13 protein-coding genes are annotated in these 15299 nt (G+C 71.7%); 5 read left to right on the top strand and 8 right to left on the bottom strand.

The features are described 5' to 3' along the window. The coding region (locus BZL64_RS12760; protein WP_143663109.1) for an acetyl-CoA C-acyltransferase at nucleotides 1-610 on the top strand (610 nt) is incomplete at its 5' end. Nucleotides 611-651: 41 nt separating this feature from the next. Next, a complete protein-coding gene (locus BZL64_RS12755) occupies nucleotides 652-2829 on the top strand; it encodes a 3-hydroxyacyl-CoA dehydrogenase NAD-binding domain-containing protein (protein ID WP_086769162.1) in 2178 nt (725 codons plus the stop codon). 13 nt (nucleotides 2830-2842) lie between these two features. On the opposite strand, the gene BZL64_RS12750 is transcribed toward BZL64_RS12755, so the two are convergent. The 4 genes from BZL64_RS12750 to bagM form a co-directional block, all read right to left on the bottom strand. Continuing rightward, nucleotides 2843-3565 (bottom strand): MerR family transcriptional regulator, encoded by a 723-nt coding sequence (locus BZL64_RS12750; protein ID WP_086769170.1) that lies wholly within the window; start codon nucleotides 3563-3565, stop codon nucleotides 2843-2845. 50 nt (nucleotides 3566-3615) lie between these two features. Then, a complete protein-coding gene (locus BZL64_RS12745) occupies nucleotides 3616-4701 on the bottom strand; it encodes a prephenate dehydrogenase (RefSeq protein WP_086769160.1) in 1086 nt (361 codons plus the stop codon). A gap of 295 nt (nucleotides 4702-4996) precedes the next feature. Further along, complete coding sequence (bagN, locus tag BZL64_RS12740; protein WP_208639427.1) at nucleotides 4997-6595, bottom strand: bagremycin/ferroverdin biosynthesis UbiD family decarboxylase BagN/FevL; 1599 nt, start codon at nucleotides 6593-6595, stop codon at nucleotides 4997-4999. After that, nucleotides 6592-7239: a bagremycin/ferroverdin biosynthesis UbiX family decarboxylase BagM/FevK gene (bagM, locus tag BZL64_RS12735; RefSeq protein ID WP_086769158.1), complete on the bottom strand. Its 648-nt coding sequence runs from the start codon at nucleotides 7237-7239 to the stop codon at nucleotides 6592-6594. Before bagM ends, bagN begins: the two co-directional genes overlap by 4 nt. A gap of 60 nt (nucleotides 7240-7299) precedes the next feature. Here bagM and bagL point away from each other — a divergent pair, with 60 nt between their 5' ends. From bagL to bagJ, 3 genes are all read left to right on the top strand, one after another. Beyond that, complete coding sequence (bagL, locus tag BZL64_RS12730) at nucleotides 7300-7809, top strand: MarR family transcriptional regulator BagL/FevM (protein ID WP_158101526.1); 510 nt, start codon at nucleotides 7300-7302, stop codon at nucleotides 7807-7809. 116 nt (nucleotides 7810-7925) lie between these two features. Continuing rightward, nucleotides 7926-9302 carry a bagremycin/ferroverdin biosynthesis FAD-dependent oxygenase BagK/FevA1 gene (bagK, locus tag BZL64_RS12725; protein ID WP_086769154.1) on the top strand — a complete coding sequence of 459 codons (1377 nt, stop codon included), beginning with the start codon at nucleotides 7926-7928 and terminating at the stop codon, nucleotides 9300-9302. Between the two features lie 70 nt (nucleotides 9303-9372). Further along, the gene (gene bagJ, locus BZL64_RS12720; RefSeq protein WP_086769152.1) at nucleotides 9373-10731 is read left to right on the top strand and encodes a bagremycin/ferroverdin transporter BagJ/FevB; all 1359 of its coding nucleotides are present in this window, start codon (nucleotides 9373-9375) and stop codon (nucleotides 10729-10731) included. A 176-nt stretch (nucleotides 10732-10907) separates the two neighbouring features. Here the strand turns inward: bagJ and bagI are convergent, their stop codons facing one another. From bagI to bagG, 4 genes are all read right to left on the bottom strand, one after another. After that, the gene (gene bagI, locus BZL64_RS12715; RefSeq protein WP_158101525.1) at nucleotides 10908-11867 is read right to left on the bottom strand and encodes an AfsR/SARP family transcriptional regulator BagI/FevR; all 960 of its coding nucleotides are present in this window, start codon (nucleotides 11865-11867) and stop codon (nucleotides 10908-10910) included. Between the two features lie 205 nt (nucleotides 11868-12072). After that, complete coding sequence (gene bagH, locus BZL64_RS12710) at nucleotides 12073-12996, bottom strand: bagremycin/ferroverdin biosynthesis o-aminophenol oxidase BagH/FevF (RefSeq protein WP_086769148.1); 924 nt, start codon at nucleotides 12994-12996, stop codon at nucleotides 12073-12075. A gap of 44 nt (nucleotides 12997-13040) precedes the next feature. Beyond that, nucleotides 13041-13409 (bottom strand): bagremycin/ferroverdin biosynthesis copper chaperon BagZ/FevE, encoded by a 369-nt coding sequence (bagZ, locus tag BZL64_RS12705; RefSeq protein WP_244205317.1) that lies wholly within the window; start codon nucleotides 13407-13409, stop codon nucleotides 13041-13043. A gap of 186 nt (nucleotides 13410-13595) precedes the next feature. Beyond that, nucleotides 13596-14960: a bagremycin/ferroverdin biosynthesis FAD-dependent oxygenase BagG/FevA2 gene (gene bagG, locus BZL64_RS12700; RefSeq protein ID WP_244205316.1), complete on the bottom strand. Its 1365-nt coding sequence runs from the start codon at nucleotides 14958-14960 to the stop codon at nucleotides 13596-13598. Between the last annotated feature and the right edge of the window lie 339 nt (nucleotides 14961-15299).

Raw genomic sequence — 15299 nt, 5'->3', positions numbered from 1 at the left:
CGTCCTCGACCGCGACGAGCACCCGCGCCCCGGCACCACCGCCGACTCCCTCGCCAGGCTCAAGCCCTCCTTCGCCGACATCGGCGAACTGGGCGGCTTCGACGCCGTGGCGCTGCAGAAGTACCACTGGGTGGAGAAGATCGACCACGTCCACCACGCGGGCAACTCCTCCGGCATCGTCGACGGCGCCTCGCTCGTCGCGGTCGGCTCCAAGGAGACCGGCGAGCGGTACGGCCTCACCCCGCGCGCGCGGATCGTCTCCGCGGCCGTCTCCGGCTCCGAGCCCACGATCATGCTCACCGGTCCGGCGCCCGCCACCCGCAAGGCCCTCGCCAAGGCCGGCCTGACCATCGACGACATCGACCTCGTCGAGATCAACGAGGCGTTCGCGGCGGTCGTCCTGCGGTTCGCGCGGGACATGGGCCTGTCCCTGGACAAGGTCAACGTCAACGGCGGCGCGATCGCCCTCGGCCACCCCCTCGGCGCCACCGGCGCCATGATCCTCGGCACGCTCGTCGACGAACTGGAGCGCCAGGACAAGCGCTACGGCCTCGCCACGCTGTGCGTGGGCGGCGGCATGGGCATCGCCACGATCGTCGAACGCGTCTGACCACCCCGGCGCAGCCAAGAGACTTCAACGGAGACCCCGTCATGACACAGAGCACCACCATCCGCTGGGAACAGGACCGCACCGGCCTCGTCACCCTCGTCCTCGACGACCCCGACCAGTCCGCGAACACCATGAACCAGGCCTTCCGGGCCTCCCTCGCGGCGGTCACCGACCGCCTGGAGGCCGAGAAGGACACCGTCCGGGGCGTCATCATCACCTCCGCGAAGAAGACCTTCTTCGCCGGCGGCGACCTGCGCGACCTGATCCGCGTCACCCCCGACACCGCCCAGGAACTCTTCGACGGCGGCCTGGAGATCAAGCGCAACCTGCGCCGCATCGAGACCCTCGGCAAGCCCGTCGTCGCCGCCCTCAACGGCGCGGCCCTCGGCGGCGGTTACGAACTCGCCCTCGCCTGCCACCACCGGATCGCCCTGGACGCGCCCGGCGCGAAGGTCGGCTGCCCCGAGGTCACCCTCGGCCTGCTCCCCGGAGGCGGCGGCGTCGTCCGCACGGTCCGCCTGCTCGGCATCGCCGACGCCCTCCTCAAGGTCCTCCTCCAGGGCACCCAGTACAGCCCGCGGCGCGCCCTGGAGAACGGCCTGGTCGACGAGGTCGCCGACACCCACGAGGAGATGCTCGCCAAGGCCCGCGCCTTCGTCGACGCCCACCCCGAGTCGCAGCAGCCCTGGGACCGGCCCGGCTACCGCATCCCCGGCGGCACCCCCGCGAACCCCAAGTTCGCGGCGAACCTGCCCGCCTTCCCCGCCACCCTGCGCAAGCAGACGGGCGGCGCCCCCTACCCGGCGCCCCGCAACATCCTCGCCGCCGCCGTCGAGGGCGCCCAGGTCGACTTCGAGACCGCACAGGTCATCGAGGCCCGCTACTTCGTGGAACTGGCCGCGGGCCAGACCTCGAAGAACATGATCCAGGCCTTCTTCTTCGACCTCCAGGCCGTCAACTCCGGCGTCAGCAGGCCCCAGGGCGTCGCGCCCCGCCAGGTCCGCAAGGTGGCCGTCCTCGGCGCCGGCATGATGGGCGCCGGCATCGCCTACTCGGCCGCCCGCGCGGGCATCGACGTCGTCCTCAAGGACGTCTCCCTCGAAGCGGCCGTCAAGGGCAAGGCGTACTCCGAGAAGCTCTGCGCCAAGGCCGTCTCCCGCGGGCGCACCAGCCAGGAGAAGGCGGACGCGCTGCTCGCCCGCATCACGCCCACCGCGGACCCGCAGGACCTGGCCGGCTGCGACGCCGTCATCGAGGCCGTCTTCGAGGACACCTCGCTCAAGCACAAGGTGTTCCAGGAGATCCAGCACATCGTCGAGCCGGACGCCCTGCTCTGCTCCAACACCTCCACCCTCCCGATCACCGTCCTCGCCGAGGGCGTGGAGCGGCAGGGCGACTTCGTCGGCCTGCACTTCTTCTCGCCCGTCGACAAGATGCCGCTCGTCGAGATCATCAGGGGCGAACGCACCGGCGACGAGGCGCTCGCCCGCGCCTTCGACCTGGTCCGGCAGATCAAGAAGACGCCGATCGTCGTCAACGACTCGCGCGGCTTCTTCACCTCACGGGTGATCGGCCACTTCATCAACGAGGGCGTCGCCATGGTCGGCGAGGGCATCGAACCCGCGTCCGTGGAGCAGGCGGCGGCCCAGGCCGGCTACCCGGCCAAGGTCCTGTCCCTGATGGACGAGCTGACGCTGACCCTGCCGCGGAAGATCCGCAACGAGTCGAAGCGGGCCGTCGAGGAGGCCGGCGGCACCTGGCCCGGCCACCCCGCCGAGGCCGTCATCGACCGCATGGTCGACGAGTTCGGCCGCACCGGCCGCAGCGGCGGCGCCGGCTTCTACGAGTACGACGAGGACGGCAAGCGAGTCGGCCTGTGGCCGGGTCTGCGCGAGCACTTCACCCGTGAGGACGCGAGCATCCCCTTCCTCGACATGCAGGAACGCATGCTCTTCTCCGAGGCCCTCGACACGGTCAGGCTCCTGGAGGAAGGCGTCCTGACGTCCGTGGCCGACGCCAACATCGGCTCCCTGTTCGGCATCGGCTTCCCGGGCTGGACCGGCGGCGTCCTGCAGTACATCAACGGCTACGACGGCGGTCTGCCCGGATTCGTGGCCCGCGCGCGGGAACTCGCCGAGCGCTACGGCGACCGCTTCACCCCGCCCGCGCTCCTCGTGGAGAAGGCGGAGAAGGGCGAGACCTTCACCGACGCGCGCTGAGCCACCGCACCCGTCACGGGGAGCCGTCCGACTCCGGCGGCTCCCCGAGCCACTCCCGCACCTCCTGGGTGAGCGAGCGCTGGAACGCCGTCAGCAGTGCCTGCACGACCAGCGGCTGCATGTGCGCCGACAGCGACCGCACCGCCTGAGCGTCCCGCTCCGTCACGTCCTCCCGCAGCAGCCGCGACAACTCGTGCGCCGCGGCCCGCGCATGGTCCACCAGCACGGTGCGCGCGGCCAGGATCGCCTCCTGCGACAGCGGTACGTCGAGGAGGCGGACGCCCAGCCTGAGCAGCCCGGCGTCGACGCGGTACGAGCCGTCGGCGGCGCCCTCGCCCAGCACGCCCATCGCGGCGAGCCGTTCCACGTCCGCCTCGTCCAGCGCCCGCCCCGCCCGCTGCCGCAGCTCCTCCCCGGTCACCGTCTCCACGCTGTCCGGCGCCCAGGACGCCACCACCGCGCGGTGCACGGCGAGGTCGTGGGCGTCCAGGCCGGGCGGCAGCCGGTCCAGGTAGCGCTCGATCGCCGCCAGCGTCAGGCCCTGCCCTTGCAGTTCCTCGATCAGCGCGAGGCGCGCGAGGTGCTCCGGGCCGTAGTGCCCCACCCGGCGCGGACCGATCACCGGCGGCGGCAGCAGCCCCTTCGTGCTGTAGAAGCGCACCGTGCGCACGGTGACCCCCGCGCGCGCGGCCAGCTCGTCGACGGTGAGGGCCGGCTCCTCGGTCTCGATCGTCATGTGCAGCAGTATCGCTGTCACACCGGTGCTGTGAAACCCGCAAGCGGGTGTCAGTGGCGGATCGACCAGCCGCGTTCGCTGAGGGCTGTGCTCAGGGCGGGGGCCGCCTGGGGGCCCACCATGAGTTGCACCAGGCCTGCCTGCTGACCGGTCGCGTGGTCGATCCGTACGTCCTCGATGTTGACCCCCGCGCGTCCGGCATCGGCGAAGATCCGTGCCAGTTCGCCCGGCTGGTCGCTGATGAGGACGCCCACCGTCTCGTAGACGGCCGGGGCCTCGCCGTGTTTTCCGGGCACCCGCTGGCGGCCCACGTTGCCCCGGCGCAGGACGTCGGCGATGCGTGCCGCGCCGCCGCGCCGCTTCGCCTCGTCGGCGGACTGCAGGGCGCGCAGCGACTCGACGGTCTCGCCGAGGTCGGCTGCCACGCCGTCGAGCACATCGGCGACGGGACCGGGGTTGGCCGACAGGATCTCGATCCACATCCGGGGGTCGGAGGCGGCGATCCGGGTGACGTCGCGGATGCCCTGGCCGCACAGGCGTACCACCGTCTGGTCCGCGGACTCCAGCCGGGCGGCGACCATCGAGGAGACGAGTTGGGGCGTGTGCGAGACGAGGGCGACGGCCCGGTCGTGGGCGGCGGCGTCCATGACCACGGGCACAGCGCCGCAGAGCGCGACCAGTTCGAGGGCGAGGTTCAGCACCTCGGTGTCGGTCTCCGGCGTCGGGGTGAGCACCCACGGGCGGCCCTCGAAGAGATCGGCGTTCGCCGCGAGCGGCCCGGAACTCTCCTTGCCCGCCATCGGATGCGTACCGATGTACGCGCTGAGATCGATGCCCAGGTCCTCCAGTTCGCGCCGGGGGCCGCCCTTGACACCGGCGACGTCGGCGTACCCGCGCGCGACCCCCGCACGCATGGCCTCGGCCAGCACGGTCGCGGTGTGCGCGGGCGGTACGGCGACGAGCGCGAGGTCGACGCGGCCGGGCGGCGGCTCGTCGCTGCCGGCGCCCAGTGCCGCCGCCGTCCGTGCCCGGTCCGGGTCGTGGTCGGCCAGATGGACGCTGACACCGCGTCCGGCGAGGGCCAGCGCCGCGGACGTACCGATCAGTCCGGCACCTATGACGAGCGCGTTCCTCATCGGACGCCCCCGCTGTGGGTACGGGGGAGGGCCGCGAGCCCTCCGTGCCGCTGCTCGGTGGTCACGGGACTCATGGGGCTCAGGTGGCCCAGAGGGTTGGAGGAGTTCAGGGGGCTCACGGGTTCACGTGCTCCGTCCGGATTCGCAGGGACCTTCACCACGACCGCGCCGGACCGGCAGACCGATGGCCGGCGATTCGGCGTGGGCAGTACAGCGGGGCCGGGCGGTGGCGGGCCCGGCGTCAGTGTCTGTGCACGGCCTGCACGCCTGGGCCCGCTCCGGTCCCGGTCCCGCGTCAGTCGTTCCAGCGCTCGAGGACCCGGCGGCGGATCGGCTCCGGGTACGCCTGGGCGAAGGAGCTGTGCGGGAGGAGGCTGCCGTCCGGGGCGGGCAGGAGCCCGTCGCGGAAGACGATGGGGCCGGACTGGGCGGCGCGTTCCTCGTGGGTGTAGCAGTTCAGCAGGGGGTGCACGAAGCCGTACCACGGCTCCGCACGGTCCAGGGGGTGGATCCGGGTGGCCAGCGCCCACAACAGGTCGGTGTCGTCGGCCGGGTCGATGTCGTCGTCCAGGACGAAGGTGGCCGCCGTGGCACGGCCCGAGTGCGACTCGGAGAGCACCTTGCCGATCCGGTGCGTGAGTTCCGCCGAGTCGACGCCGGGCAGTCGTTCCCGCCAGTCCTGGGGGACGGTGACCACCATCCAGTGCGAGGCGGCGCGCAGCGGTGACCAGGCGGTGGTGACCGGCAGGCCGGCGGCGCGCAGCTCGGCCAGGACCTCGGCCGCCTGACCGACACCCGTGACGGTGTGGAACTCGTCCACGGGCCGGCCCTCGGCCACCAGCGGCCAGATCGGGTCGTCGCGGTGGGTGATGGCCTCGACCGTGTACACCGGCTGCATCGAGGTCTCGGTGGAGGCGTACCCGGCGAACTCGCCGAACGGCCCCTCCCGCGCGTCGCGGCCGACGGACAGGTGCCCCTCGATGACGATCTCCGCGCCCGCGGGCACCTCCAGGTCGACCGTCTCGCACCGCACGACGTCGACCGGCTCGCCGTGCAGCGCCCCGATGTAGCCGGCCTCGTCGACCCCCGGCGGCAGCGGAACGCCCCCGACGAACGGGATGGCCGGGTCCCCGCCCTGGACCAGCGCGTACGGCATGGGCTCGCCGCGCTCGGCCCACTCCTGCCAGATCATGCCGATGTGCTGCGCCGGTATCACCAGGCCGGTCATGTGCTTGCCGTCGATCAGCATGATCCGGGCGATGGACCAGTTGGTCCACCGGCCGTCCGGGGTCCGGGCGACGATGATTCCCCAGGTGTTGGCGTACGGTCCGCCGTCGAACTCGTGGACCCGCGGCACCGGGAAACGGTCGAGGGTGGCCTCGTCGCCCAGCAGCACGTTCTGCTTGCAGGGGGCGTCCTCCCGCGGGACGAGCCGAGGGGGTACGGGCGTCGCCAGGCGGGTGCCGGCCAGGTGCTCGACCAGGTCGGCCGCGGTGGCCGAGGCGGGCAGGCCGACGGACAGGGCGACCCGGGCCAGCGGCTTGCCGGGGGCGGCACTGAGCGCGGCGGGCGCCCCGAGCAGCCGGAAGCCCGGCGCGACGCCCTCCACGTTCTCGAACAGCGGGGCCGGCGTCTGGCGTTCGCAGGAGAGACGGCTGATCGCGGCGGCCTCCAGGTCGGCGCTCACCGTCCGCCGGACGTGGGTGAGGTCGCCGAGGGCTTCCAGCGCGTCGAGGTAGCCGCGAAGGTCACCGAACCGCACGGCGCCGGTCGCGGGACCGGTCGTGGAGGCGGCCGTGGACCCGGACGTGGCATCGGTCGTGGACCCGGAAGTCGCATCGGGCGCGGCATCGGTCGCCGACCCGGTCGCGGGCCTGGTCGTGGGGCTGGTCATGAACGGGCGCTCCTCTGTTTCGTGCCGTTGCGGTGTACCGCAGGGACGTCGGCCGTGAGGTCCGCGCGGCGGGCCGCGGGGTGCGGAAAGCCGTCCCAGCGCCGGGCTCCGGCGACCTCGAGCCCGAACTGGTCGAGTACGCGGGCCACGATGTGGTCGACGATGTCGTCGACCGACTCCGGCCGGTTGTAGAAGGCGGGCATGGGCGGCACGATGGTCACGCCCATGCGGGCCAGCGTCAGCATGTTCTCCAGATGGATCTCGTTGAGCGGCGTCTCCCGCGGCACCAGGACCATCCGACGCCGCTCCTTGAGCGTCACGTCCGCGGCGCGGCCCATCAGCCCTTCGGCGTACCCGGCCCGGATGCCGGCCAGCGTCTTCATGCTGCACGGGACGATCACCATGCCGTCGATGGGGAAGGAGCCGGAGGAGATCGCCGCTCCCTGGTCGTCGGGCGAGTAGGTGACGTCGGCGAGCGCGCTCACCTCGCGCCCGCTCAGCCCGGTCTCCAGTTCCACCGTGGCGCGCGCCCAGCGGCTGAGCACGAGGTGCGTCTCGACCTGCGGGTGCCCGCGTAACTCGGTGAGCAGTCGGACCCCCAGCACGGCGCCGGTGGCGCCGGTCATTCCCACGATCAGCCGCATCCTGCCCTCACCATGACCTTCCGTGTACGGAATATCCTTGTACTGAATATACTGCCCGGCATGACGAACACAAGCCCTCGGCGAGCGCCATCACGTCCACGGCCGCAACTGGAAGAGGCGCTGCCGCATCAGCTGCGCCGGGCCGGGCAGGCGTGGACAGCGCTCTGGCAGCACCGTCTGCCCGACCTGACCAGCCCTCAGTTCGCGGTGCTGCTCGCCCTGGACGACCACGGCAGCCTGGACCAGTCCGCGCTCGGATCCCTGGCCGCGGTCGACCGGTCCACGCTCACCGTGCTGCTGGACCGTCTGGAGGCGCGTGGCCTCGTGACCAAGGAGATGGACCCGGCGAACCGCCGGCGCCGCATCATCGCCCTCACCGGCACCGGCCGCCGGCATCTGACGACGGCGGTCGAGGAGGCGGCGGAGCTGCACGCGCGCGTGGAGGACCTGCTGGGGGAGGACCGGCTGAGGCAACTGGTCGAGATGCTCCGCGTCCTGGGCGACATGCCGGTGCAGCCGCCCCACGGGACCGCCACCGGCCGGCCGGAATCCGGGGGTCCACAGCGCTGACGCCCGCTTCCCCTCAATAGAGGGATGGGCCCTCGCGGCCGGTGCTGGAAATGTGATCAGCAACCGAGCGGCTCCGCCCTGGAGCCCAGGGGGGATCCGTCCTGGAGGGCTGACGCATGTACAGACCGGCAACCGCGCAAAGGCTCGCGGGACGCCTTGCCGGACCGGTGCTGCGGCCCGAGGACGACGGATACGCGCTCGAGGTCGCCGGACACAACCGGGTCGCGCAGCACCGGCCCGCGATGGTGCTCGGCGTACGCGACGCGACGCAGATACGCAAGGCCGTCGCGTTCGCGGCCGAGACCGGACTGCCGACCGCCGTCCAGGCGACCGGCCACGGCCCCACGCGTGCCGCCGACGGGACCGGACTGCTCATCAACACCCGCCGGATGACCGGGGTGACGATAGACCCGGTCACCCGCGTCGCGCGGGCCGAGGCCGGCGCGCGGTGGTACCAGGTCGTCGACGCGGCCGCCGCCCACGGACTGGCCCCGCTCAGCGGCTCCTCGCCGCTGGTCGGGGTGGTCGGCTACACCCTGGGCGGCGGGCTCGCCCTGCTTTCCCGCGCGTACGGCCTCGCGGCCGACCACGTCACCGCGGTGGACGTCGTCACCCCCGACGGACGGCCGCGCACCGCCACCGCGCGGCGGCACGCCGACCTATTCTGGGCGCTGCGCGGCGGCAAGGGCAACTTCGGGGTGGTGACCGCCATCGAGTTCGGGCTCGTCGCCGTGACCCGGCTCTACGGTGGCGGACTGTTCTTCCCCGGCGACACGGCCGGCGAGGTCCTGCACGCCTGGCGGACGTGGACCGAGTCCGTTCCCGAGGAGACGGCCTCCTCGCTGGCGCTGCTGCGGATGCCCGACCTGGAGCCGGTCCCGAACCTCCTGCGGGGCAGGCTGGTCGTGCACGTCCGGATCGCCCACCTCGGTCCCGGCGACGCCGGTGAACGGCTGGTCCGGCCGCTGCGCAGGATCGCGCCGACGCTCCTGGACACGCTGGGGGAGATGCCGTACACCCGCTTCGCGGACATCCACGACGAGTCGGCGCTCCCGATCCCCTACGAGGAACGCTCCCTCATGCTGCGGGAGTTGGGCCGGGGCGCCGTCGACGACCTGCTCCGCCTCGCCGGTCCCGGCAGCGACTGCGGCGACCTCGTGGTCGAACTGCGCCACCTCGGTGGTGCGCTCGGCCGGCCGCCCGCGGTGCCGGGCGCGGCCGACCACCGGGACGCCGCCTACTGCCTGTCCGTTCTCGGGCCGGCCGGCGGACGCCCGGGACACGTCGTGGACGGCATGGCGCACCGGGGGACGGGCCGCAGCCCTCTCAACTTCCTGTCCGGTCCGCGGACCGCCCAGATGGCCGAGCGGGGCTTCGGGCCCGCCACCTACGCACGGCTGGGCGAGATCAAGGCCCGGTACGACCCCGACAACCTTTTCCGGTTCAACCACAACATCTCGCCACGCGTGAAGAGCTCCGACCTGCGCGTGTGAAGAGCCTGCGAGAACCACCCGAGGACGCCGAACCGGCGCACCCATCAGATCCTGGAAGGGACGACTTTCGATGACCACCAACAGCGCGGTGCAGGCCCCGCCGCGGACCGTACCCGGTGCGGGCTTGACCGGGCTCAGGCTCGGTGCCCTCTTCGGCCCCGTGATTTTCGGCGTGACCGCCGCCGGCGTGGCGCTGCCCGATGTCGCCCAGGCGATGGAGGTCCGCCCGGCCGTCGCGGGCTGGGTGCTGACGGCGCACGCCCTCGCGCTCGGCGTCGGCACGGCGTTCTTCGGACGGCTCTCGGAGAAATGGGGCGTACGCAACACCCTCCTCGCCGGATCCCTGTTCCTCGCCGTCGGCGCGGTCCTGTGCCTGATCGCCCCCAACTTCGGCACACTGATCGCCGGCCGGTTCGTGCAGGCGGCGGGCTCCGGCGCCATCACCTCCAGCGCCCTCACGCTCGCCTCGGCGGCGGCGCCCGAGCACCGCACCAAGATCCTCGGGATCTTCGGCGCGTCCATGGCGCTCTTCTCCTCCACCGCCACCCTCATGGGCGGGATGGTGACGGACTGGCTGCACTGGCGGCTCACCCTCGTGCTGCCGGCGCTGTCGCTGCTGCTGGTGCCCTTCTGCCTCGAACTCGCGGCCACCCGCCCCGGCTTCGGCAAGGCCGTCGACCTGCTCGGCGGAATCCTGCTGGGCACCGGCGCCACCTCCCTGCTGCTGCTCATCCAGGCGTCCTCGCTGGACCTGGCCACCCCGCTGGTGATCGGACTGGCGGCGCTCCTGGTGCTGTCGGTGGTCGGCCTCGTCGTGCACATCGGCAAGCGGCCCGACGGGTTCCTGCCGCGTCAACTGGCCACCGACCGGACCTTCGTGATCTCCGCGACGATCGGGGTGGGCGGCTACGCCGGGCTGTTCGCCGCGATGTACGCCGTGCCGCAGATCCTCACCATGAAGTACGGCTGGGACGTGTTCGAGATCGGTGCCTGGCTGCTGCCGGGTGCCGTCGTCGGCGCGGTGTCCGCGCGGGTGGCCAGCAAGCTGACCACCGGCAAGGGCGGCAGCCTGCTGCTGGCCGTCACCGCCGTCAGCTGCGCGGCCTTCCTGGGGATCGTCGGCGTCGTCGAGGGCGGCATCGTCGTCATGCTGATCGGCACGTCCATGGGCATGGCGACGTTCGCGGCCACCCAGGTGCTCACCACCGCCGTGCTGTCCAGCCGGCTGGAGCCCGCGCAGCGGGGCGGTGCCATGGGCGTGCTCAACCTGATGTTCTTCGTCGGCGGCGGCATCGGTTCCGCCGCGACCGGAACGCTCTCCGAGCACATGGACCTCACCAGCGCGCTCGCCGTCGTCGCGGTGCTCCCGCTGCTCGCGGGTCTGACCGCCCTGCTGCTCCCGCCCGCCCAGGCCCAGCAGCAGGCCTGACGAGGCTCCGCCGGGTCCGCCGGGTCCGCCGGCACGGGTACACGGACCCGGCGGACCCGTTTCCCGTTTCGGCCGTGGCATGCAGATGTCCGGGGCCTGTCCGGTGCGGACAGGCCCCGGACATCTGACAGCCCCGGCCTTCACGATCGGTTCGTGGTGGATTCAGGAATGTCGGTTCAGGAGCAGGCTTCGGTGCCCGGATCGCTCGCGTTCAGGTCCAGCCACAGCGACAGCATCCGCCGCAGGCCGTCGCGTTCGACGCGGAGCAGGTCGTTCTCCAGGCGCAGTTGCTCCAGCGGGTAGCCGCTGACGGCGCGCGGCGAGCTCCGCGGGAGCAGTGCGACACCGGCCGGGCGGCCGTACCGCAGGCCGGGGGAGCGCTGGGCCGGGACGGTGGGGGTGTCCGAGACCGGGGGTGCCACCGAGGCGAGCCGCCCGACCAGGATCGACTGGTGCAGTACGTGCAGATCCTGCGCCGGCTCGATACCGAGGTCCTCGGAGAACCGGGCGCGGACGGCGCGGAAGGTCTCCAGGGCGTCCGCCTGGCGGCCCGAGTGGTACAGCGCCAGCATCAACTGTGCGCAGGCGCGCTCCCTGAACGGGTTCTCGGTGACGAAACCGGTCAGGTCGCCGATGATCCGCTGATGGCGGCCCAGTTTCAGCGCCACGTCGAAGTACTCCTCCTGCACCGTGAGCCGGTCCTCGTGGAGTTTGACGACGAGCGAGGCCAGCGAACTGATGTCGAGGCCGGCCGCGACCGGGCCACGCCACAGCGCGAGCGCGGACCCGAGCAGCTCCTCGGCGCGCTCCAACCGGTTGTCGCGGACCATGTCCCGGCCCTGGGCGACCAGCCTCTCGAAGGTGAACAGGTCCAGGTCGTCGTCCCGCGCCCGGATGCGGTAGCAGGACGGGTGCGTCTCGATCACGCTGTCGTCCTCGCGGCCCCTGAGCAGCCGGCGAAGGCCGGAGACGCAGATACGGATCTGGCCGCGGGCGGACGCGGGTGGATTGTCGTCCCACAGCGCGTCGACCAGCCGGTCCAGGCTGACCATCTGATTGGGCTGCAGGAGCAGCGCGGCTAACAGTTTCTGCCTGCGGATCCCACTGATTTCGATCGGCTCGTCGCCGTTCGTCACGAGCAGTGGGCCGAGTATTCGGAAAGCGTATTCGGCGCACATATCAGTACCCCCGTAGTGATGTGCGGAAGTCGAAGCGCGGGCTGATGCCCGTCATGGTTCCCATACAGTTGCCGTCGGTATCAAGAGAATATCGACGGCAACGGTATCGGCGGCGCAGTACGGCTTTCGTAAGACTCTTTTCTGCCCCCCCCCGGGAGAATTGCTACGCGTAGCTGTAGAACTTCGAATGATCGAGGAGTTCGGCAGGCGACATCGAATACCAGGGGGCGAGTTTCGTGTGCAGCGAGGGAACATCCGGGTGTTCTTCCACCGGGAGGTACTGCGGAACGTCCGGATGCGCCTTCTGCCACATCGACCAGAGCTTGTCGATGAAACTGTGGTGCATGAAGAAGATCGGGTCGTTCGGCGATCCGATGTACAGCATGTGACCGCCCACCCACGTGTGCCCGGCGCCGTGCAGCTTGCCGAGGTTCGCCTCCCAGGGGAACTTCGCGTACCCCTCCAGGTGGTTGCGCAGGGACTGCGTCTCGGTGCCGTAGCCGGACGTGTAGTTGTAGGGCGGCGTGTCGTACGCCGTGAGCGCGAGGGTGTCCTCCAGCTCCTTCACCGTCGGCAGGGCGGGGTTCGTCGTACCGAAGTCCCGGACCAGATAGTCCCGGTCGTCCGTGGTGTAGTGGCCGTTGAACGCCGGATGCTCGTCGCCGACCGGCACCACGCTGACGTTCAGCTTCCAGCCGTTGCAGCGGGCGAACGGGCCGGTCATGACCTTCCGGTCACCGGGCCGGCCGTTGCCGCCCATGAAGGTGTCGGCCCACAGCGGCGAGTCCGGGCTCTGGTCCTTGGTCCAGTCCCAGTAAGGGATGGTGACGGTGGGATCGAACTGCTGGAGCGCCCGCTCGAGGATCAGCAGGTACTGGCGGTGCCACGGGAACAGGCCCGGACTCATGTGACCCCAGCGCTTGCCGACACCTCCGTCCTTGTCCAGGTAGTCGCCCGAGTTGATCTGTATGTGGATCCGGACCAGCTCGTCGTAGACGCCTGTCTCCTTCACCCGGAGCAGCGCGCGGATGAAGCGCCGCTTCTCCGTGGCGGTCATGTCGAGGTGGTTCTTCCGAACGGGAACCATGTGGTGTCTTCTCTCTCGCTTCTCGTGGCTCTCGAGGGGGCTCATCAGGCGTGGTGGGTACCGGACGGGAGCAGGTTCGCCCCGCGCAGCTCGTCGACGGCCTGGCGGCCGGCGGCCAGCGGCGTGGGCTCGATCCGGTAGTGGCACATCGAGGTGAGGTAGGCGCCGTCACCCAGCTTCATGACATGCAGTTCCTTGCCGTCTATGTGCACCGCACCGGTGGCCTCCGACACGGTTATCGTGCGGCCCTTGTACTGCTCGGTGTAGAGATCCCGGACCGCCTCCTCCGTGTGCTCCCCTCCCGTGTCGTCGTGCGCGGCGGCCCAGGTGTCGCCCGCCCGGATGACACCTGCGGGCACCGCCACCACCGCGGCGGCGCCCGCGATGCCCTTGACCACATCACGTCGCTTCACTGACGTCCTCCTCTATTGACAACCAGTCGAACAGTGGCTAATCGGCCCGCCCAGCCTTGCAACGGCGTGTATCGGCGGGATATCACGGAGCGGCCGTGCGGCGGCCCGCCCATCCGGCGAGCACGGGGCAGAGCAGCCGCGCAGGCCCCAGCAGGCCTGCGCGGCGCTCCGCGAAGGTCGGACCGTCTACGGACGCGGCGCGATGTTGTGGTTGAACCGGAAGATATTGTCCGGATCGACCTGGGCCTTGATGGCGGCGAGCCGGGAGAAAGTGGCCGGTTCATAACCGCTCTCGGCGAGCCGTGAGGAGTCGGGACCGGCCAGGAAGTTGAGGTAGCGGCGCCCCGTGCCCCACGGCGCCATGCCGTCCACCACCAGCGGGGGGCGGTCGTCGGGGAGCGAGAGGGTCGACAGCGCGAACGCCGCGTCCCGGTGGTCGACGGCGTTGGGCACCACGGACGGCCTGCCGACCGCGCCGCCCAGCTGGCGCAGCTCGACGACCAGATCGATGCAGTCGGCCCCCGGACCGGCCAGCTCCAGCAACGCGTCCACCGCCGCCTCGTCCAGCGTGCGCAGCATCATCGACCGCTCGCTGTACGGAATCGGCTCGGTCGGGTCGTTGTGGATCTCCCCGGCCGCCGTGTACGGCATCTCGGCGAGCGTGTCGACGACCAGCGGGCCCGCCGAGCGCAACGGAGCGACCAACTGCTTGCCCTCCTCCGCGGAGCCCAGGTAGGCGATCCGGACATGCACGGTCAGCCGGCCGCGCAGGAAGGGAGGGACCGCCTCGATGTCCGGCATCCGCAGCAACGCCAGCGACGAGGTGAGGTCCTCCGGCACGGACGCGGTCCACTCGCGCCAGGCGTGCACCACGTCCGCGGTCGCCTCGCCCGCGAAGAACAGGCCGCCCCCGTACAGCCGCGACACCGGTACCAGCCGGAACTCGATGGCGGTGACGACGCCGAAGTTGCCCTTGCCGCCGCGCGCGGCCCAGAACAGGTCGGTGTCGTGGTCGGCGGTGGCCCGGTGCGACTGCCCGTTCGCGGTGACGATCTCCACGGCGGTGACATGGTCCGCGGCATAGCCGTACTTGCGTGCCATCAGGCCGAGGCCGCCGCCCAGGGTGTACCCGACCACCCCGGTGAGCGGGGACGATCCGTTGAGCGGGGCCAGCCCGTGCTCCGCGGCGGCCTCGATCACCTCGAACCACTGCGCGCCGCCCTCGACCCTGGCGATCCTCGCGGCGGGGTCGATGCTCACGCCCCGCAGCAGGCGGGTGCTGATCAGCAGCCCGCCGTCCGCGGCGGTGGACGGGCCGTGGCCGGTGGCCTGGACGGCCACCGGCAGCCCACGGGCGGCGGCGAAGGACACGGCCTCCCGCACATCCGCGGCATCGGCCACGACCGCGATCATGTCCGGGGAGTGCTCGCTGATCTGGTTGAACCCGTCCAGTTCTTGGGCGAAGCCGTCGTCTCCCGGCAGCAGGACCCGTCCGGGTAGCCGCTCGGACAGTTCGGCCGCCGGCTGCTCCATGCTCTTGCCTGTCGTCATCCTCAGTCCTCCCGGACCCGGTTGATTTGTCGGGATGGAAGGACTCTGGCAACCGCCGGCGCCGGGGCACATCCCCCGTTTGAGGAGGATGTCCCCACCGACCGACGAACGAGGCCCCGCCGAGGGCCGGGCGGAGACGGCGGCCGGGGGAGCGGGCCGCCCGGCGGCGACGGCGTCCCGTTCCGTCTCCGTCACGGTGTGGGGGCGATTCCGTGGATGATCGGGCCTCGCGGCGCCGGGTGTGCCGGTGGTTCGGGCGTGCCGCCGGGCCCGGAAGCCGCGGTCGGGCGGAGAGGCGGCCGGGGGTGCGGGCGGCCGGGCGGCGACGGCGTCCCGTTC

Origin of the sequence: Streptomyces bobili, assembly GCF_002154575.1 — a bacterium.
Classification (GTDB): Bacteria; Actinomycetota; Actinomycetes; order Streptomycetales; family Streptomycetaceae; genus Streptomyces; species Streptomyces bobili.
This window is presented reverse-complemented; position numbering and strand designations above follow the sequence as displayed.

What these genes read in the sequence shown, in the direction of transcription:
- BZL64_RS12755 (WP_086769162.1), top strand. Translation starts at nt 652, where the DNA reads ATGACACAGAGCACCACCATCCGCTGGGAACAGGACCGCACCGGCCTC.
- BZL64_RS12750 (WP_086769170.1), bottom strand. Translation starts at nt 3,565, where the DNA reads ATGACGATCGAGACCGAGGAGCCGGCCCTCACCGTCGACGAGCTGGCC.
- BZL64_RS12745 (WP_086769160.1), bottom strand. Translation starts at nt 4,701, where the DNA reads ATGAGGAACGCGCTCGTCATAGGTGCCGGACTGATCGGTACGTCCGCG.
- bagN (WP_208639427.1), bottom strand. Translation starts at nt 6,595, where the DNA reads ATGACCAGCCCCACGACCAGGCCCGCGACCGGGTCGGCGACCGATGCC.
- bagM (WP_086769158.1), bottom strand. Translation starts at nt 7,239, where the DNA reads ATGCGGCTGATCGTGGGAATGACCGGCGCCACCGGCGCCGTGCTGGGG.
- bagL (WP_158101526.1), top strand. Translation starts at nt 7,300, where the DNA reads ATGACGAACACAAGCCCTCGGCGAGCGCCATCACGTCCACGGCCGCAA.
- bagK (WP_086769154.1), top strand. Translation starts at nt 7,926, where the DNA reads ATGTACAGACCGGCAACCGCGCAAAGGCTCGCGGGACGCCTTGCCGGA.
- bagJ (WP_086769152.1), top strand. Translation starts at nt 9,373, where the DNA reads ATGACCACCAACAGCGCGGTGCAGGCCCCGCCGCGGACCGTACCCGGT.
- bagH (WP_086769148.1), bottom strand. Translation starts at nt 12,996, where the DNA reads ATGGTTCCCGTTCGGAAGAACCACCTCGACATGACCGCCACGGAGAAG.
- bagG (WP_244205316.1), bottom strand. Translation starts at nt 14,960, where the DNA reads ATGACGACAGGCAAGAGCATGGAGCAGCCGGCGGCCGAACTGTCCGAG.